Origin of the sequence: Frondihabitans sp. 4ASC-45, assembly GCF_049472575.1 — a bacterium.
Taxonomy (GTDB): domain Bacteria; phylum Actinomycetota; class Actinomycetes; order Actinomycetales; family Microbacteriaceae; genus Frondihabitans.
The window spans coordinates 243,338-261,683 of record NZ_JBCEBN010000003.1; the positions used below are offsets into that span (position 1 = coordinate 243,338).

16 protein-coding genes are annotated in these 18,346 nt (G+C 65.4%); 3 read left to right on the forward strand and 13 right to left on the reverse strand.

Annotation, left to right across the window (positions count from 1 at the left end):
- Nucleotides 1-40: 40 nt before the first annotated feature.
- Nucleotides 41-3,214, reverse strand: coding sequence for a phage tail tape measure protein (locus VH571_RS07315; RefSeq protein ID WP_423263945.1), 3,174 nt, complete (start codon nucleotides 3,212-3,214; stop codon nucleotides 41-43).
- Between the two features lie 612 nt (nucleotides 3,215-3,826).
- On the opposite strand from VH571_RS07315, the gene VH571_RS07320 reads away from it, so the two are divergent.
- Entirely contained in the window at nucleotides 3,827-4,237 is a 411-nt protein-coding gene (locus tag VH571_RS07320) for a hypothetical protein (protein ID WP_423263946.1), read from the forward strand.
- Nucleotides 4,238-4,279: 42 nt separating this feature from the next.
- Here the strand turns inward: VH571_RS07320 and VH571_RS07325 are convergent, their stop codons facing one another.
- The 3 genes from VH571_RS07325 to ychF all read right to left on the reverse strand — a co-directional run bounded on the left by VH571_RS07325 (nucleotide 4,280) and on the right by ychF (nucleotide 6,286).
- A complete protein-coding gene (locus tag VH571_RS07325; RefSeq protein ID WP_423263947.1) occupies nucleotides 4,280-4,711 on the reverse strand; it encodes a hypothetical protein in 432 nt (143 codons plus the stop codon).
- A 69-nt stretch (nucleotides 4,712-4,780) separates the two neighbouring features.
- The gene (locus VH571_RS07330; protein WP_423263948.1) at nucleotides 4,781-5,170 is read right to left on the reverse strand and encodes a hypothetical protein; all 390 of its coding nucleotides are present in this window, start codon (nucleotides 5,168-5,170) and stop codon (nucleotides 4,781-4,783) included.
- Between the two features lie 42 nt (nucleotides 5,171-5,212).
- Nucleotides 5,213-6,286 (reverse strand): redox-regulated ATPase YchF, encoded by a 1,074-nt coding sequence (gene ychF / locus VH571_RS07335; protein ID WP_055963162.1) that lies wholly within the window; start codon nucleotides 6,284-6,286, stop codon nucleotides 5,213-5,215.
- A gap of 141 nt (nucleotides 6,287-6,427) precedes the next feature.
- Here ychF and VH571_RS07340 point away from each other — a divergent pair, with 141 nt between their 5' ends.
- On the forward strand, nucleotides 6,428-7,018 hold the full coding sequence (locus tag VH571_RS07340; protein WP_423263949.1) for an exonuclease domain-containing protein: 591 nt from the start codon (nucleotides 6,428-6,430) through the stop codon (nucleotides 7,016-7,018).
- 27 nt (nucleotides 7,019-7,045) lie between these two features.
- Here VH571_RS07340 and VH571_RS07345 read toward each other — a convergent pair whose 3' ends face one another.
- Nucleotides 7,046-8,368 (reverse strand): glycoside hydrolase family 2 TIM barrel-domain containing protein, encoded by a 1,323-nt coding sequence (locus VH571_RS07345; RefSeq protein ID WP_423263950.1) that lies wholly within the window; start codon nucleotides 8,366-8,368, stop codon nucleotides 7,046-7,048.
- A gap of 187 nt (nucleotides 8,369-8,555) precedes the next feature.
- Here VH571_RS07345 and VH571_RS07350 point away from each other — a divergent pair, with 187 nt between their 5' ends.
- Nucleotides 8,556-9,317 carry a GntR family transcriptional regulator gene (locus VH571_RS07350; protein WP_423263951.1) on the forward strand — a complete coding sequence of 254 codons (762 nt, stop codon included), beginning with the start codon at nucleotides 8,556-8,558 and terminating at the stop codon, nucleotides 9,315-9,317.
- A 41-nt stretch (nucleotides 9,318-9,358) separates the two neighbouring features.
- On the opposite strand, the gene VH571_RS07355 is transcribed toward VH571_RS07350, so the two are convergent.
- From VH571_RS07355 to VH571_RS07390, 8 genes are all read right to left on the reverse strand, one after another.
- Nucleotides 9,359-9,763: a tautomerase family protein gene (locus VH571_RS07355; RefSeq protein WP_423263952.1), complete on the reverse strand. Its 405-nt coding sequence runs from the start codon at nucleotides 9,761-9,763 to the stop codon at nucleotides 9,359-9,361.
- A 37-nt stretch (nucleotides 9,764-9,800) separates the two neighbouring features.
- Nucleotides 9,801-10,889: a transaldolase family protein gene (locus VH571_RS07360; RefSeq protein ID WP_423263953.1), complete on the reverse strand. Its 1,089-nt coding sequence runs from the start codon at nucleotides 10,887-10,889 to the stop codon at nucleotides 9,801-9,803.
- A 136-nt stretch (nucleotides 10,890-11,025) separates the two neighbouring features.
- Nucleotides 11,026-11,895 (reverse strand): sugar phosphate isomerase/epimerase family protein, encoded by an 870-nt coding sequence (locus VH571_RS07365; protein ID WP_423264023.1) that lies wholly within the window; start codon nucleotides 11,893-11,895, stop codon nucleotides 11,026-11,028.
- An 18-nt stretch (nucleotides 11,896-11,913) separates the two neighbouring features.
- The gene (locus VH571_RS07370; RefSeq protein ID WP_423263954.1) at nucleotides 11,914-12,981 is read right to left on the reverse strand and encodes a Gfo/Idh/MocA family protein; all 1,068 of its coding nucleotides are present in this window, start codon (nucleotides 12,979-12,981) and stop codon (nucleotides 11,914-11,916) included.
- A gap of 26 nt (nucleotides 12,982-13,007) precedes the next feature.
- A complete protein-coding gene (locus tag VH571_RS07375; protein ID WP_423263955.1) occupies nucleotides 13,008-13,940 on the reverse strand; it encodes a sugar phosphate isomerase/epimerase family protein in 933 nt (310 codons plus the stop codon).
- 35 nt (nucleotides 13,941-13,975) lie between these two features.
- Nucleotides 13,976-15,883, reverse strand: a complete 1,908-nt coding sequence (iolD, locus tag VH571_RS07380) for a 3D-(3,5/4)-trihydroxycyclohexane-1,2-dione acylhydrolase (decyclizing) (RefSeq protein ID WP_423263956.1) — start codon at nucleotides 15,881-15,883, stop codon at nucleotides 13,976-13,978.
- Nucleotides 15,880-16,800 (reverse strand): 5-deoxy-glucuronate isomerase, encoded by a 921-nt coding sequence (gene iolB, locus VH571_RS07385; protein WP_423263957.1) that lies wholly within the window; start codon nucleotides 16,798-16,800, stop codon nucleotides 15,880-15,882. The genes iolD and iolB overlap by 4 nt, the downstream gene beginning before the upstream one ends.
- 3 nt (nucleotides 16,801-16,803) lie before the next feature.
- Nucleotides 16,804-18,333 carry a CoA-acylating methylmalonate-semialdehyde dehydrogenase gene (locus VH571_RS07390; protein WP_423263959.1) on the reverse strand — a complete coding sequence of 510 codons (1,530 nt, stop codon included), beginning with the start codon at nucleotides 18,331-18,333 and terminating at the stop codon, nucleotides 16,804-16,806.
- Nucleotides 18,334-18,346 lie beyond the last annotated feature (13 nt).

Here is an 18,346-nt window from a genome sequence, read left to right on the forward strand (position 1 = left end):
CCCTTCTTGCTCAGCTTGTCGAGGACGGGTGCAAGCTGTTTCAGAGTGGCTGCCGTGCGGGACTGGCCTCAAGCGAACGACGACGCAGAACCAAAGTCCGAGACACCCTGACCCGAAAGGTTCGACGCAACAGACGACGCCAGCGACGACGACTTGTCTTGCAGATCGCCGAGCTTGTCAGCTGCCTTCTCAACCGCTGCCCCGGCTTAGTCGGAGGCCTTTCGAGCTTCAGCATTCGCACTTCGGAACGGTTGGCCTGAGCGATAAACGCCGCCCGTGTCTTGGAAGAATACGCGGATGCATCCTGGCCCATCGAGTAGAGCGAACGCACACCCTCGCCCGAGTCGAAGTCACCAGAGCGCACCGTAGAACGGAACGAGATCCGGTCAGACGACGAAGCGCCAGTAGGTGCATCTTGCGCAGCCTTCAACGCTTTCTGCGCAGCCACAGTGCGATTCTTCGCCGCATCCAGCCGACCCTTTGCTGCTGCCGACTTGATCCGGTCATACTCCGCCTGAGAACGCTTCTGAGCCGCCTCAGCATCGTCCAGCTTCCGCTTCGCCGCACCAACCGCAACCGGGCCACCCTTAGCAAATGCCGGGATTTCTCCGGCGTTCAGAGCGTTTAGGAGCCCGAGCCCGTACTTAGAAACGGACTTGGCTTTCACCACGTACTCGCCGTTAGAGAGCAAAGTGGGGATGCTGTCGGAGGTCGAACTGCCAGGGCCGCGAACCTGACCACCAACGGCTTTCCCCGGCACCTTAAACGAACCGTCAACCGGGAGGCCCGTTTTATTGGCCGCGAGAACCGCAGTGTTACCCACGGTTCGCGCTCGAGTGATCTGGTCGAGCTGGCCACCGAAAGTGAACAGCGCTTGCGTGGCCGCTGCGACACCTGTCAGCCCGATGGCCGTATTCACGTTCTTGGGAATCAGTCCGAGACGATCGGCGTAAGCGATTGCCTGGCCCTTGGTGAGGCCGAACTGCTGCCCCTGAGCAATTAGGGCATCACGGCCCCTGCTCACCGCTGCGGCTGCCGCTTTCTGGCTGCCGGTGCTCGTGTAGATCGCACTAGCAGAGGCGAGGGCCGACGAACCGATCCCGTCGAGAGCTGCGGCGTTCGCGCGCCCCTTTTCGGTGCGGACGTCGAGGGTTCGCCCGTTCTCCTTGAGCGCGCTCGTGGCATCGTCAATCGACGCCTGGAAGTCACGGGTGGTGCTGTTCACGTCAAACTGCGACTTGCCAAAATTGCTAATAGCGTCCGCGAGATCTTGAATGTCACCGGTAGCTGCAGTAGCCGTGCCCGAGAGGTCCGCGAGACCATCGGCCTGCTTCTTGGCTGCGGTAGTCGCCAGGTTTGCCGCCGTCTCCCCCTTGCCCTGAGCGAGGTTCAAAAGCTCCTGTTGGGAGAGGTTCTTACCCGACGCTGCCGCCAGGTCAGTCAGCGCCGACGCATAGTCAGGCATCGTCTTGAGCAATTTCCGGGCCGTGTCGTCTCCACCGCCTGCTGCCTTCACCAGTTTGTTGAACCCGTCCGTGGCAGAGGGGAGATCCGAGGCCGCCAACTGGCCAAGAGTGGTGCCAATCTGAACAAACTGAGCCTTGAACCTGCGTCCCGTGTCGCCCAAGCCGATACCGACACCGGCGAAAAGATCCCCGGTAGTCCGGTTGGCTTGCTGCGACGAGTCAGACAGGTAGTTGAGGGCATCGGCCATACCGGTCGATTCCTTAGCCACCAGGTCGAATACGCCGCCGCGGCCCTTGAACTGAGCGTTTAGGCTTTTCAGGTCGCCGAGCTTAGAAGCGGCGTTCAGCTTCGAGACCTGATCGCTAGTCAGGTTCGCCGTGGTGCCAAGCCCGCTCAGAGCTGCAGTAGCGACGGCGAGGCCAGCGACGACACCACCGCCGATACCGAACCCCTTAGCGAGGCGCGTACCGGTCACGTTCATGGTTTGGAGGGCCACGCGAGCTGCCGCAACCTTGGGGACGATCGCCAGGAACCCACCACCGACGAGCGCCGACGCGGCGACGACCGTGCCGAGAGCTAGAGCCGTCTGCTGCACGCGAGCGGGGGCCTGACCGAAAGCGTTCACCAGCCCGGTAGCGCCCTGTGTGAGGTCGCGCAGAGCGAGGTTGGCCCCTGAGCCCGTCTTGATGAGGGCCGTATCGAGAGAGCCGCCGAGCTGCTCGATATCGCCCTTGAGGTTGTCGAGCTTGATCCGGGCCGTTTCTGCCGCGTACCCGGTGTCGTTGGTCTGGTTGATGTATTTCTGGATCCCGTCGGCACCCTCGCTATAGAGCACGTTCGCAGCTCGCACGGCATCCGACCCAAAAATGATCTTGGACGACGTGGCCTGCTGCTCCGGGCTCAGCTTCTTGAGCGCCGTCTGGTACTGGCCCGCGAAGTCAGCAATACCGACAAACTTGCCCTGAGCGTCATAAGCGTTGATGCCAAGCTTCTTGAACTCATCCGCCGCCTGCTTAGAACTCGGTGAAAGCGACTGCAGCATTGTTTTGAGACTCGTTCCGGCATCGGATCCCAGGAGGCCCTTGTCGGCAAACGCGGCGAGTACACCAGTCGTTTCCTCGACGCTGAGGCCCGTCTGGTTCGCCACCAACCCGGCCTGCCCGAGAGCCGCCGAGAGGTCGGATACGTCGCCCACCGCTTTACCCGCACCCGCCGCTAGAAGGTCGGCTACGTGGCCTGCCTGATTGCCTGCCAGATTGAACTGCTTCAGCGTGATCGCGGTCTGCTGAGCGGCATCAGCGACGTCGAGGCCACCGGCTGCGGCAAGGTTGAGAGCACCGGCCAAGCCGCCACCGAGAATGTCTTTCGAGGTCAGGCCCGCCTTGGACAATTCTTCGATCGCGTTCGCTGCCTCCGTGGCCGAGTAGACCGTCTTCGCGCCCGCGTCGATCGCCGCATCACGGAGCTGCCCCATAGTCGCCGCAGAGGCATGGGTAGCGGCCTGAACGTTCGAGATCGCCTGATCGAAGTCGGCAAACTTCTTGACCGAGCTAGCCACCGACGCCGCCGCGACGACACCAATCGACGTGATGCCCTTACCGAGCCTGTCAAACGCCTCGCGTTGCTGCCCGAGACGCTCAGCAGCGGTCCCAGTCGCTCGCGTTGCTGCTGCCGCCTGATTCATGCCTGTGACGTAGTTGCTGACGTTAGCCACCAAAGACACTCGAGTGATTCTGTCGCCGGCCATCGGGGCCTCGCTTTCTGCCCTCGCTGGGGCACGAAAAAGCGCCCGCCCCTTCGACCGTGTTTCGGTGCAGGGCAGGCGCTAGAAATAGGAAAAGCCCCGCAGGCGCGGAGCTAGGGAAAAGCATTAGAGGTGTACTCACTCCACCTCAATTTTACCTGATCAGGAGGCTTTATGGGCGTAAACGAGGCAACTTATTGGGCCCTCTGAGATCCAAGACAGCAGGCTTGGTTGCCGTCTTCGGCCCACGGACTCGGGTACCGCCGACTGACGAAATCGGCAAGCAGGCACATCGGAGAAGCGTGCCCCCGCGGTTAAGCTCGTTACGGATAATCCGCATGTTTCCGGGGTTCTGGCCTGACGCGCAGAAAGTCCGGCGTCGAATCCGGCGTCTAAGCGATCAGAGGTAGCACCACCCGCAGACGCCACGAAAGCGCCGCAAATGCGCCACCAAAGGCCAGCCAGAAGGCCCCAAAAACACAGAAGAAGCGCACGCAGGACCGGAATTGCTATCCGGCGGTTTTTGCTGGATGCGGAAGGGGAGTCACCCCCACCCGTTCTAGTCCTCTGAGTCCCTTAGACGAGTACCTGGGAGCTTGAGGTAGCCTCCCAATCATGAGTGACTATGACACCTACGTACCAGTCAACGTTAGCCGTACGGAAAGCGTTCGGCACCCTAGCGATAGTCATCGCTTTATGGTCTTGATGACACTCACGCGCCGCTTGGACGTAACAGAGGCAAGGTTGCTCGTCTCGCATGTCTCTGACCAGTTGGGCCTCAACGTTGGTCCATCTTCCGCCGATCCGCTCGAGATTCACGAGAACAAGATTGAGTGGCGGATGATGACCGCAGATGACATGCGCGAAAATCAGCCGGCGATTCAAACGGCTCTTCGCACGTTCAACGCAGAGCGTCGCATTGAAGTGGAGAAGGAAGCCCAGTTACTTGCCGAGTTAGCGCAGCGAGAAGAAGCTGCGCAGGAGAAGAGGCAGGCAACGCTCGACGCATTGAAGTGGGACAAGTAAGACTCGCCCCTCCTTACCCAGAGTTGCTTCTTTTGTCGTTAGTCACGACTCGGTATCTCGTCTGACTTCAAGCCCGTCGGGCCCACGCTCTTTCTTGGAGGCATAGATGGAGACACCGACAAGGCCAAACACGACAAGGCCTACGGCCAGAACCCCGAACGCCCATCGGTACCAGTTCGCCTCCCCCCACCAGAGATACCCAAACCACACACCGGTAACCAGGAGGAGGACGGAGAGCACGATTCCGAAGACGTACCGCGTTGCAGAGTTCTTTCGGATCCTGTTGTAAATACGCCGATCGATGTCGGTCAGGAGATCGACCTTGGCCGTGGATTCGGCTGGAAGTGCTTTATAAAGCTCAAGGTCCCCTTCCAAGTCAGACTTAGCCTGCGCCCGACTGAGAAAGCTTTGGACTATTTGACCCAACACCAGGGCTGTGCCCGCAATGAGAGCAATAAGCACGTTTGTGTCCACGGCATGGACCTTAGCGGCTGGGGCCCGACTCGAACGGGCTGCGCACCGGCTGCGGCTTGAATGTGACGGTTAGGAGCGGCGATCGATCCGGGTTACCTCTTCGATGGGTGTCCGGTGGTCGGTGCCTGTGATGCTGGGGTCGTTGATTGCGTCGACTAGGAACCTGTTTGGGCGGTGGATCGCTTCGACAGTTGCATCACCGATGGTGATCTCGCCGACTGCGGTGCTGCCCATTAGGTTGCCGGCGCTGATGGTGACGGTGGTGTCATCGATCGTGAAGCCTTCACGCGGGATGCCGAGGGCGGTCAGCCTGTCACCCCACACCTTGAGTGCCGTGTGCTGGTTGGAGACGAGTTTCCGGTATCTCGCGATCGCTTCCTGCACCTGCTCGAGTGCCTCCTTGAGGGGTTCCGCTGACAGGTCGGATGCCGTGTAGAACTCATCGAGAGTTGCACGCATTTCATCACTGCCGGCCGCTAGATCGCCGCGTTTCCGGGCTAGCTAGTTGTTGAAGCGGAACTCCACCACGTCGCCATCCTGCATGACGTATTCCTTGCCCTCGATGCGGGCCTTGCCGGCCGAGCGGGCGTCGGCGATCGAGCCGGTCTCGACGAGGTCGGAGTACGAGATGACCTCGGCCTTGATGAAGCCCTTCTCAAAGTCGGTGTGAATGACGCCGGCGGCCTGCGGGGCCTTCCAACCCTTGCTGATCGTCCAGGCGCGGGTCTCTTTGGGGCCGGCCGTGAGGTAGGTCTGCAGGCCGAGCGTGTCGAAGCCGATGCGCGCGAGCTGGTCGAGGCCTGACTCCTCCTGACCGGTGGAGGCGAGCAGCTCGGCGGCATCCTCCGGGTCGAGGTCGATGAGCTCCGACTCGATCTTCGCGTCGAGGAACACCGCTTCGGCCGGCGCGACGAGCGCTGCGAGCTCGGCCTTGCGCGATTCCGAGTTGATGATCGTCTCGTCGACGTTGAAGACGTAGATGAAGGGCTTCGCGGTCAGCAGACCGAGCTCGGCGATGGGCGACAGGTCGATCGACGTGGCCGAGAGGGCCTCGCCGCGCTGCAAGGCGTCGCGGGCGGCGACGGCGGTCTCGTGCGTGATGGGCTCGACGCGCTTGAGGCGCAGTTCTTTCTCGTACCGGACGAGCGCCTTCTCGACGGTCTCGAGGTCGGCGAGGATCAGCTCGGTGTTGATCGTGCCCATGTCGTTCTCGGGGTTGACCTCACCGTCGACGTGCACGACGTCGGGGTCGACGAAGCCGCGCACGACCTCGGCGATGGCGTCGGCCTCGCGGATGTTGGCGAGGAACTTGTTGCCGAGCCCCTCCCCCTCCGACGCGCCCTTGACGATGCCGGCGATGTCGACGAACGACACCGGCGCGGGCAGGATCTTCTCGCTGCCGAAGATGCCCGCCAGCACGCCGAGGCGCGGGTCGGGCAGGTTGACGATACCGACGTTCGGCTCGATGGTGGCGAACGGGTAGTTCGCCGCCAGAACCTGGTTCTTTGTCAGGGCGTTGAAGAGGGTGGACTTGCCCACATTGGGGAGTCCGACGATCGCGATAGTGAGAGCCACGGTCCCCAAGCCTAACCGGCCCCACAGAACGAAGGATCCGGGCGGCGCAGGTCGCGGAGACCGGGTCACAGACCCGAGGTGGCCGGTTCGAGATCGGGGCGTCGGATCCTGAATGTCTGAGGCCCGTGTCACCATGACACCGTGCCCCTCGACTACGTAGCAATCGACTTCGAGACCGCGAACTCCTCCAGCGCGTCAGCTTGTTCGGTCGGTCTCGTGAAGGTCCGCAGCGGTGTCGTCGTCGACGCGGTGTCGTGGCTGATCAAGCCGCCGTTCGGGTACGACGACTTCAGCGAGTGGAACACCCGCATCCACGGCATCCGGCGCGACGACGTGATCGATGCGCTCGGCTGGCACGAGCAGCTGGCCGACCTGGTGACGTTCGCGGGAGACGACGTGCTGGTCGCGCACAACGCCGGGTTCGACATGGGTGTGATCCGGGGCGGGTGCGCCGCGACCGGGCTCGAACCGCCGGCGTCGCGCTACCTCTGCAGCCTCCAGGTGGCGCGCAAGACCTACGCGCTCGAGTCGTACCGCCTGCCGGTCGCGGCGATGGCTGCCGGGTTCGAGGGATTCCAGCACCACGATGCCCTGGCCGACGCCGAGGCCTGCGCGGCGATCATCGTGCACGCCGCCGAGCGGCACGGTGCCACCACGGTCGACGAGCTCGCGGCCGCGACCGGCGTGCGCATCAACACGCTCACGCCGAAGACGGCTGTCCGCTTCGTCTAGGGGCCCTCGTTCGAACGGCTCCGGGAGCTAGCGCACGACCTTGATCGTCTTCGACTCGATGTCGACGTTGCCCTTGCCGTCCGACACCTGCACGTAGAAGCGGTAGACGCCGGCCGCCGCGGGAGCCTTGATCCGATACCGCCCGGTGCTCACCTTCGTGAAGTTGGCGCGCGGGGCGGTGCCGTTCTGGTCGATCGTTGCCGACGTCCGCGAGACGCTCCAGGTCAGCTTGTCGCGGTCAGGATCCGCCGCCGGCGCCGCAAGGGTGAACGTCTTGCCGGCCTTCACCGACCCGACCGAGAACCGCAGCGACGACACGACCGGCGGCCGGTTCGAGCCGACCGACCCGCCCCAGTCCTTCGCGAGCGCGTAGTACGAGGCGCGCTTCTTGTCTCCAGGCCGGATGCCGAACCAGAGAGACTGCAGGTCGGTCTGATTGCTGTAGTGGAACATGGTGCCGCCGAGCGAGATGCCCCGGGCCCCGGTGATGTTCGACCACGCCGACGCGTAGGTGCGGGCGTTGGCCGCATCGGTCGGCTGGACCGGCTGACCGTTCGCGTCGCGCGCGACCTCCCAGGATCCGAAGGGGCCCGCCTCGGTGAGCACGTACGGCTTGGTGAACTTCCCGGCCCGCCACGCCTTCTCGACCGTCGGAATCCCGCCGTACATGTTGAGCCCGAACACGTCGAGGGACGGCGCGTACTTCTCGTACGCCGGCCAGAACGCCGTCTGAGCGTCGGTGGAGGTCACCAAGTGGTGGGAGTCGATGGCGTGGATCGCCTTCGCGGCCTTCTCGATGAACTTCGCGTAACCGGCCCGCTGAGTCGCATTCGGCAGGGTGAGCATTACCTCGTTACCGACGTCCCACATCAGCACCGCGTTGTCGTTTTTGTAGGCCGTCACGGTCTTCTTGATGGTCGCTAGCGCCTGCTTCTGGTAGGCCGAGTTCGTCGTCCAATTCTGGTTCTGATCGATCCACAGACCCGCGATCACGCGGAGGCGGTTGGCGCGAGCCTGCGCGAAGAAGGTGTCGGTCGTGCTCGAGACGTCGGTGCCCCAGTCGCGCACGGTGTTCGCGCCCATCGACGCGATGTCGGGAAGGTACTTCGCGGGTGCGTTGACGTTCGGGTCGTAGGTGACGCCCTTCACCGTGTAGGCCTTGCCTCCGACAGTGAGATGCCACGACCCCTGCGATCCGGCGACGCGGACGGCCAGAGCGGTCGTAACGGCCGCGGTCGTAGCAGCCTCGGCGGGCGCCGGCGCGGCCGCCACGAGACCACCGGCGACGAGGGCCGCAACGGCGAAGGTCGAGACGGCCAAGGCTGTGGAGGAACGGACAGTGCGCGGCATGGGGCTCCCAAGCGATCGGTTGCTCCCACGCTACGTGTCGCAAACTCACCGCGCAGTCCCCCAAAGTGCCTGCAACGCTGACCTCCGGTTCGAGCCGACGCTCCCTGAACTGGAGGGATGCTATTGTCAGCACATATGCGGCCAGACCTTGCGGTCTACGGGGTCGCCCGTGCAGCGGGGAGTGGCGATGACAGCGCAGGATGGCGTCTTACCAGCGGACCTCTTCATGGATCTCGACCGATCCGGGCCCATGCCCCTGTACTTCCAGGTCTCGACCCGCCTCGAGCAGGCCATCACCTCCGGCCGCCTGCCCGCCGGATCGCGCCTGGAGAACGAGGTCGCCCTCGGGGAACGGCTCGGCCTCTCGCGCCCCACTATTCGACGCGCTATTCAGGAGCTGGTCGACAAGGGTCTTCTCGTCAGGCGGCGGGGCATCGGCACGCAGGTCGTGCACGGTCCGGTCAGCCGGAAGGTCGAACTGACCAGCCTCTTCGACGACCTCAAGAACGGCGATCAGCATCCCACGACGACCGTGCTCGGCCACAGCGTCATCCCGGCCGACGAACCGATCGCCAACGCCCTGGGCATCGACGTCGGAGACCCCGTAACCCACCTCCGGCGCCTGCGCCTGGCCGACGATGTTCCCGTCGCTCTACTCGAGAACTACCTTCCGACCGCGGTGGCCGACCTGTCAGAGGTCGACTTCGACGAGTTCGGCCTCTATCAGATCCTCCGCGGCCGGGGCGTGACGATCCGCGTCGCGAAGCAGACCATCGGAGCGCGAGCCAGCTACGACGACGAAGCGTCTCTGCTCGAGATCGACGAGCACGGTGCCGTGCTCACGATGACCCGCACGGCCTACGACGCCTCCGGCCGAGCCGTCGAGGTCGGCTACCACTGCTACCGCCCCGACCTCTACTCGTTCTCCATCACGCTGGTCGAAAAGTAGCCGAGAGCCTTTGAGGCTCTGAGCCTCGTAGCTGAGCCGTCTTAGGCCTTGGGAACGTTCAGCTCGCCCGTCATGTACTGCGCGGCACCGAAGCCGAACGACCAGTCTTCCGGCCCGTTCTCGACGTAGCCGATGAACACGTTCTCGCCCGCGACACCGACAGCCGCGAGCCCGGAGGCGATCCGGGCGTAGAGCGCCGCCTTGTCGCCGGTCGAACGACCGCGCTGCGTGAAGATCTGGATCATGACGACACCGTCGGTGCGCTCGAAGCCGAGACCGGCGTCTTGAGCGATGATCCGCGCGGCGGGCTGCTCGGTGATGATCTGGAAGCGGTCGCGGGGCGGAATCTCGTAGACCTCGACGATGGCTTCGTGAATGGCGTCGGCGATGGCGGTGAGCGTCTCGGCGGAGTGGCCCTGGATGACGTCGATACGAACGAGGGGCATGGGGATCCTTCGGTTTTGGGGGTTGCGAGTGTGGGAGTCAGACCGCGGGAACCAGGATGTCGCGCACCAGCGCATCGAGCTGAGCGTCGGCGTCGAGGAACTGGCGCAACGTCGTGACGGTGGCACCAAAGCGGTCGAATTCGTCGGGCGTCATGCCGTCTTCGTCGTAGCTGCGACTGAACTCGGGAACCTTATCGCGCAGGCTCTGGATGATCTCAGGATCCACGGGGACGTCGATGCGGTTCTCGGCCGGAATGGCTGCTGCGTTGATATCGACCTGCCACTGGAACGGCGGGGAGACCACCAGATCGCCGCCGACGAGCTCCGACCACTGCAGGTGGTTGCGGAAGGCCGCCGACAGCACGCGGGCCCGATAGCCGCGCGCCGTGAAGAGGTGGTGCGCCTTCTTGAGCGCGGCGACGCCGGCCCATTCGAGGTAGCCGGGGTCGATCATGATCCGGTCGCGCTTGACGACGGCCTTGAGCCAGTCGTCGAGGCGCCCGCCCATGATCGTGACGACGTTGCCGAACTCTTTTTCAGGCAGCCCGTCGGCGGCGCGGCGGTCGAGGGCGCGCTCCATCGCCTGCGCGACAGCGACGGCCTGAGCCACGGTGAACGAGACCGTGGCGTTGATGCTGACGCCCCGGTAGACGGCCTCCTCGATCGCCTCGATGCCCAGCTTCGTCGCCGGGATCTTCACGATGATGTTCTTCGCGAGCCCTGAGAAGTAGATGGCTTGTGCGACCAGGGCGTCTTTGTCGCGGTGAAAGCGCGGGTCGGTCTGCATCGAGAGACGGCCGTTGCGCCCGCCCGACGCCTCGAAGGCCGGCTCGAGCAGCTGAGCGGCGCCGATCGACAGCTCTTCAACGGCCTTCCAGCCGAGCTCCGACTCCCCCGCGGTGGGGAACTCGTCGGCCAGCTGACGGATGCGCGGCACCCAGGTCTCGGGGTCGTTCCTGATGCAGGTGTAGGCGATCACCGGGTTGCAGGTCGCCCCGACGGCGCCGAACTCGGCGATCGACCGGCTCAGTTCACGAGGATCCGCGGAATCGTTCCAGAGGCTGGTGGGCGTGTCGTGCGCGGCTCGAAGTGTGCTGGGGCGCGTGTCGGTGGCAGTCGTCGTCATGGTGGGTCTCCCGTCTCGTCGACCAGCCTAGGTGCTCTGGTCTTATTGTCCTAACATGGCTCGTGCACGATGCCACCGCTTTTCGGATGAGGCACCGTCGATCGACGGCGTCGTTACCGCAAAGCGGTGTCGAAGCTCAGGCCGAGGCGATCCGCGACCGGATCTCGGCGAGCTGATAGCGCGACACCTCGTCGGCGTTCTCGTCGTCGGCGAACACGCTCGACACCGCGACGGTGTCGTCGCGGTCGAAGAACCCAAGGCCTTTCAGCCCGCCGAAGAACTCGCCGAAGTCGACGTCGCCGCCCCCGATCGGCAGGTGCTGGTGCACCCGGACCGCGTTGCCCGGCGGATTCGTGATGTACCGCAAGCCGTGCGACCGGTGGTGGTCGAACGTGTCGGCGATGTGCACGAGGCCGATGGACTGCCCTGCCGCCTCGAAGATGGCGGGTGTCTGATCGCCGTAGTGGAACGTGTGGCAGGCCACGAAGGCGAACCCGACCTGCTTCGAATTGAGCCCGCGGATCACGCGCACCGCCTCGAGGCCGTCCTCGACGAAGTCGTCGGGGTGCGGGTCGATCAGCACGCGGATGCCCTCGCGCTCGAAGAGCGGCAGCAGCTCTTCCATCGACTCGTAGAAGGCGCGCTCCGACTCCTCCTGCAGCTCGGGTCGGCCGCTGAACTCGGTGTTGATCAGATCGACGCCGAGCCTGGCGGTGATGTCGATCACGCGCTTCCACTGCTTCACAGCCGCGAGACGTTCGGCCTCGACCGGGCTCGACCAGCGCAGCACCGGCAGCACCGACGCCACCTGTACTCCCGCGTTCGCGCAGGCTGCGGCGAACGCGTCGACCAGGTCGTCGTCTGCCTTTGGGTGACGAAAGAAGGGGACGAAGTCTTTGTGCGGGGTGAGCTGGAGGTAGTCGTACCCGAGGTCGCGCACCTTCTGCGGCAGCTCGAGCAGGGAGTAGTCGTGATGGAACGGGGTCGGGTCGAGAGCGATCTTCACCATGGCTTCAGGATCCGACTAGGCCGTCGCCGAGGAAGGGGCCGTCGCGAGCGACTGCCGCGTCTCGTAGAAGGCCGGCTTCTCGATCGCGTAGGTGACGGGTTCTTTCTTGCCCGACTGCTGCGCGAGCACACCGGCGTCGGCGACGACGCTGGCGAGGTAGCCGTCCCAGGCCGAGGGTCCGTCGATCTCACCCCGGTGCGCAGCGTCGACCCAGCGCTGGATCTCGGTGTCGTAGGCGAGCCCGAAGCGCTCCTTGAACGACGGGGTCACCGACTGGCCGATCTGCCCGGCAGAGGCGATCTGGATCGTCTCGGCGCGCCCGATCGAGGCGACTCCCGACTCGAAGACGGCGTCGGTGGTGACCTGGTAGCCGAACTGGATGTTGACGCTGATCTCGACGATGGCCAGCGTGCCCGACGCGGTTTCGAACAGCACGAACTGCGGCTCGACGAGGCCGTCGGGGGCGAGCGAGTTGCGGCGCGGCTTCTTCACTTCGACCGAGACGATGGGCTCGCCGGTGAGGAACGGCACGATGTCGATCTCGTGGATGACCGAGTCGGTGATGAGGGCCGACTCGGAGTAGTTCGGCGGTGTCGACGGGTTGCGATGCGCGCAGTGGAGGGCGAGCAGCGCGCCGTTGTCGCCGCGTTCCACGAGCTCCCGGAGCTGGAGGTAGCCGGCGTCGAACCGGCGCATGAAGCCCACCTGGATGTGCGGGCGAGCGAGCTTCTGCTCGGCCTCGACGATGCGAAGGCTCGACTCGACCGTGTCGCTCAGCGGTTTCTCGCTCAGGATCGCCAGACCCGCATCGAGCGCGGGCAGGATCACCGGCTCGTGCAAGAACCCGGGCGTCGCGATGATGACGGCGTCGAGTTCGACGGCCTCCAAGGCCTCCTCGAACGAGGCGAAGGTCACCGAGCCCGGCGCGAGCTCGGCGGCGGCCGTGGCGCGGCCGGTGTCGGGGTCGACGATCGCCGTGACCTCGGCGCCCGAGATCCGGGTGGTGATTCGGCGGACGTGGTCGGCGCCCATGGCACCGGCGCCGACGACGGCGACGCGGAGGGGAGCGGGTGACACAGACATGGGGTCTCCTTGAGAGCGGAAGCGGATCAGTGGATGCGGGCGGCCGACGTGCAGCCGAAGATGTGCTCGCGGGTGCGGGTGGCGATGCCGAGGGGCAGGTCGATCGATGAGACCGGGAACATGTCTTGCTCGACGATGCCGAAGATGGTCGGGTCGATCTTCGCGACCGCCTCGATGATCGGCGCGAACTCGGGCACCCCCGTCGGCGGTTCGACCATGACGCCCATCGCGACGGCGTCGCCGAACGGGATGTCGTTCTTCAGCACCGTGAAGCGCAGGTCGGAGTCGACCTGCTTGAGGTGGAGGTAGCCGATGCGGTCGGGATACTGCTCGATGAGCCTCACGTTGTCGCCGCCGTAGTAGGCGAAGTGCCCGGTGTCGAGACAGAGGTTCGTGAACTGCTGGTCGGTCACCTCGAGGAACCGCTCGGTCTCCTGGTAAGTGCCGACGTGGCTGTCGGCGTGCGTGTGGAACTGCTGCTTCACGCCGAACTCTTCGAGTAGCGCTTTGCCGAGCTTGTCGTGGCCCGCGCCGAGCTTGCCCCACTGCTCGGTCGTCAGCGTGCGCGACTCGATCACACTCGCGTCGAGGTCGCTCCGCCAGAGGTCGGGGATCACGACGAGGTGCTCTGCGCCGAGCTTCGAGGCGAGACCCGCGACGTTCAGGGCTTGATCCCAGGCGCGCTGCCACTGGTCGTCGCCCTTGTGCAGCCCGGTGAAGACCGTTCCGGCCGAGAGCTTGAGGCCCCGCTTGCCCAGTTCGTCTTCGAGCTGGTGCGGGTCGGTCGGCAGGTAGCCGAACGGCCCGAGCTCGATCCACTCGTAGCCGGCCTTCTCGACCTCGTCGAGAAAGCGATCCCACGGAATCTGGCTGGGGTGCTCCGCGAACCAGACGCCCCAGGAGTCGGGCGCGGTGCCGATGCGGATGCCCCGGTCGACGGCGGTGGAGGTGACGGTCATGACGTCTTCGTCTTTCTGGTGGAGGTGGTGAATGGTCAGCCGAGGAGCGGACGCTGGTGGGCCCGTTCCGCGAGGTAGTCGTCGTAGGCGGCCTTCGTCGACGGGATCGTCGAGACCTCGGCCACCGGCACGTCCCACCAGCCGTCGCCGTCGGGCGCGTAGACCCGGGGGTCGCTGTTGATGTGGATCAGCGTCGAGGTGTCGGACGCCTTGGCGGTGGCCAGCGCCGCCGACAGGTCATCGATCGCGCGGGCCGTCGGCTCGATCTCGATCACGTCGAGGCCATAGCTGCGCGCGTTCATGGCGAGGTCGACCGGGAGCAACTCGGCCCCCTGGAAGTCGAGGGTGTCGGGATCCTGCCGTCGATAGAGGGTGCCGAAGCGCTCCGACCCGACCGTCTCGGAGAGGTGGCCGATCGAGGCGTACCCGTGGTTCTGAATCAGCACGACGATCACCTTGATGCCCTCGGCGACGGCCGTGACGAGCTCGGTGTGCAGCATCAGATACGACCCGTCGCCGACCATGACGATCACGTCGCGCTCGGGGGCGGCGCGCTTGACGCCGATGCCTCCGGCGATCTCATAGCCCATGCACGAGAACGCATACTCGACGTGGTAGCCGAGGCTGTCGCGCACGCGCCAGAGCTTGTGCAGATCACCCGGCAAGGATCCGGCGGCCTGTACGACGACATCCGTGGGGGCGCTGCCCGACTGGATCGCCCCGATGATCTCGGGCTGGCCGGGGAGCGCGAGGCCGCTCGGCTCGAACGCCTGGTCGACAAGGGCGTCCCAGGCGGCCTTCTCGGCTTTGATGCGAGCGGCGTAGTCGGCTTCGACACGGAAGTCGGCGAGGGCCTCGGCGAGCGCGTCGAGGGCCTCGCGGGCGTCGGCGATCACCGGCAGCTGCGATCCGTGCTTGTAGGCGTCGAACGAAGCCACGTTGATGTTGACGAACGTGACGTCGGGATCTTGGAAGGCGGTGCGAGAGGCGGTCGTGAAGTCGCTGTACCGCGTCCCGATGCCGATGACGACGTCGGCCTCCGCCGCGAGGTGATTGGCCGCGAGGGTTCCGGTCGCGCCGACCCCGCCGAGGTACTGCGGGTGATCCCAGTCGAGGGCTCCCCCGCCCGCCTGCGACGTGCCGACCGGGATGCCGGTGGCTTCGGCGAACGCCCTCAGCTGCTGCTCGGCGTCGGAGTAGATCACGCCGCCACCGGCGATGATGATGGGGCGCTTCGCGTGAGCGATCGCGGCGACGGCACGGGCGAGCGGGCCCCTCTCGGGCACCGGACGACGAATGTGCCATTCGCGCGGTTGGAGGAACTCGAGCGGCACGTCGAGCGCCTCCGCCTGGACGTCTTCGGGCAGCGCGATCGTCACGGCACCGGTCTCGACCGGGTCGGTCAAGACGCGCATCGCCGCGAGCGCGATCGAGAAGAGCTGCTCGGGGCGATCGACCCGGTCGAAGTACCGCGACAGCGGGCGGAACGCGTCGTTGACGCTGACAGAGGTGTCGTGGGGCATCTCGATCTGCTGGAGCACAGGATCCGACACCCGGGTCGCGAAAGTATCGCTCGGCAGGAGCAGGGCGGGCAGCCGATTCGTCGTGGCGAGCGCCGCCCCGGTGAGCATGTTGGCAGCGCCCGGGCCGACCGACGCGGTCGAGGCGTACGTCGCGCGGCGGCGGTGCATGCGCGCGAAGCCGACCGACTCGTGCACCATCGCCTGCTCGTTGCGCGCCTGGAGGTAGGGCATGAGGCCGGGGTCGGTGTCGTGCAACTGCTTGAGCGCCTGGCCGACTCCCGCCACGTTGCCGTGGCCGAAGATGCCGAACATGCCGGGGATTGTGCGCTCGCGCACGTCGCCGTCGACCGTCCACTGGTTCGCCAGGAACTCGACCAGGGCCTGGCCGACGGTCATTCGCTTGGTGTTCGGGGTGCTCATCGAGACGCTTCTTTCGGTGTTTCGGTGTAGGGCAGGCGGGGGTCGGGATCCTGCGATTCCCATTCCGCCCTGACCCAGCCGTGCGCCGGATCGTCGGAGATGTTCCAGACGCGCTCGGGGTCGGGGCCCGCCATCACGTTGAGGTAGTAGAGGTCGTAGCCCGGAGCCGCAACGGCCGGGCCGTGATAGCCGTAGGGCACCAGGGCGATGTCTCCGGTGCGCACGAGCGCGTTGATGTCGATCTGGCCGGCCGGCGACGAGTACGTCGCGAACATGCCGAACGGGTCGGCCTCGGCGGGCGCGGTCACACTGCGCGACACCGCCGACTCGAAGTAATAGATCTCTTCCAGCTTCGACTCGTGACCGGGCACCGACTCGTCGTGCTTGTGCGCCGGGTACGACGACCAGTTCTCGGCCGGCGTGATGACCTCGCAGACGATGAGCTTCTGCGCATGAAGGCCCGCCGGGGTGCCGTAATTGTGCACCTGCCGGGTCGAACGACCGGCGCCGCGGATCTCGACGGGAATGTCGGTCTTGCGGAGCACCTGCACGTCGAGCGCCTCGGTCGCGGGCGCCTCGGCGACCGCGACGCGGCCGGTGCCGGTGAGTGCGACGCTCGTGCCCACACCCGTGTAGGCCACATCGGGCGGACCGTCGAAGACCGAAGCGCGACCGGCGAGATCGAGTGAGCCGTGGGATCCTTCGCTCGTCACGTACGCGACGTGGACGTCGCCCGACAGCGGGACGATCATCCGCTCGACGTTGCCGCCCTCGAGCGCGAGCGACCTGCCCCCGGTCAGCGCACCGACACGGATGCCGGTGTGCTGCCACCCCTCGAGGGAATCGTCGACGACGCTCTCCCAGCCGTCGCGGGCGAGGGCGCCTCTCGGATGGAACCAGTTCTGCTGCGGAGCCATCGACTAGGCCTGCGGGAATCCGAGGTTGATACCGCCGTACGACGGGTCGGACCAGCGCGACGTGATCGCCTTCTCGCGCGTGAAGAAGTGGAAGCCCTGCAGACCGTAGGCCTTCGAATCGCCGAAGATCGAGTCTTTGAAGCCGCCGAACGAGTAGTACGCGACGGGGACGGGGATCGGCACGTTGATGCCGATCATGCCGACCTCGATCTCGTTCTGGAAGCGTCTCGCGGCGCCGCCGTCGTTGGTGAAGATCGCGGTGCCGTTGCCGAACGCACCCGAGTTGATGAGCTCGACGCCCTCCTCATAGGTGTCGACGCGCACGACGCTGAGCACCGGGCCGAAGATCTCTTCGGTGTAGACGCGGCTCGTGAGCGGAACCCTGTCGATGAGGGTGGGGCCGAACCAGAAGCCGTCTTTCTCGCCGTCGACGGCTACTTCGCGCCCGTCGACGACGACCTCGGCACCGTCTTCGAGAGCGATGTCGACGTACGAGGCCACCTTGTCGCGGTGCTGCCGGGTGACGAGCGGGCCCATGTCGCAGGATCGTCGACCGTCGCCGACGACGAGCTTCGCCATGCGCTCTTTGATCATCGGCACGACCTTGTCGGCCACGTCGCCGACGGCGACGAGCACGCTGATCGCCATGCACCGTTCGCCGGCCGAGCCGAAGCCGGCGTTGATGGCACTGTCGGCGACGAGCTCGAGGTCGGCGTCGGGCAGCACCAGCATGTGGTTCTTCGCCCCGCCGAGCGCCTGGACGCGCTTGCCGTTCTTCGCCGCGGTCTCGTAGATGTACTTCGCGATCGGGGTCGACCCGACGAACGAGATGCTGGCCACGTCGGGGCTGTTCAGCAGGCCGTCGACGGCGAGCTTGTCGCCCTGGAGCACGGTGAAGACGCCGTCGGGAAGCCCCGCCTCCTGGAACAGCTCGGCCAGGAAGATCGACGACGAGGGATCCTTCTCACTCGGCTTGAGCACGACGGTGTTGCCGACCGCGATGGCGATGGGGAAGAACCACATCGGCACCATGACCGGAAAGTTGAAGGGGCTGATGATGCCCACGACGCCGAGGGGCGATTTGGTCGAGTAGACGTCGACACCCGTCGAGACCTGCTGGCTGAACTCGCCCTTGATCAGGTGCGGGAAGCCGGTGGCGAGCTCGAGCACCTCGAGGCCGCGCTGGATCTCGCCGAGGGAGTCGGAGACGACCTTGCCGTGCTCGGCGGTCAGGATCTGGGCGAGCTCGTCTTTGCGCTCGTTCACCAGCTCGCGAAAGCGGAACATGATCTGCTGGCGCTTAGTGATCGACATGTCGCGCCAGGCCGGAAAAGCCTTCTTGGCACTCGCGATGGCCCGGTCGATCTCGTCTTGGCTGGCGAGGGCGACGTTCTTCGTCGCGACGCCGAGGGCCGGGTCGAAGACCGGGCTGGTGCGACCGGAGGTTCCGGCAACGCGCTGACCGTCGATCCAGTGAGTGATCTCGGGAAGCGCTGTGCCCGTGCTGTCGGTCGTGGGAGCGGTGGTGGTCATGGCTGCTTCTTTC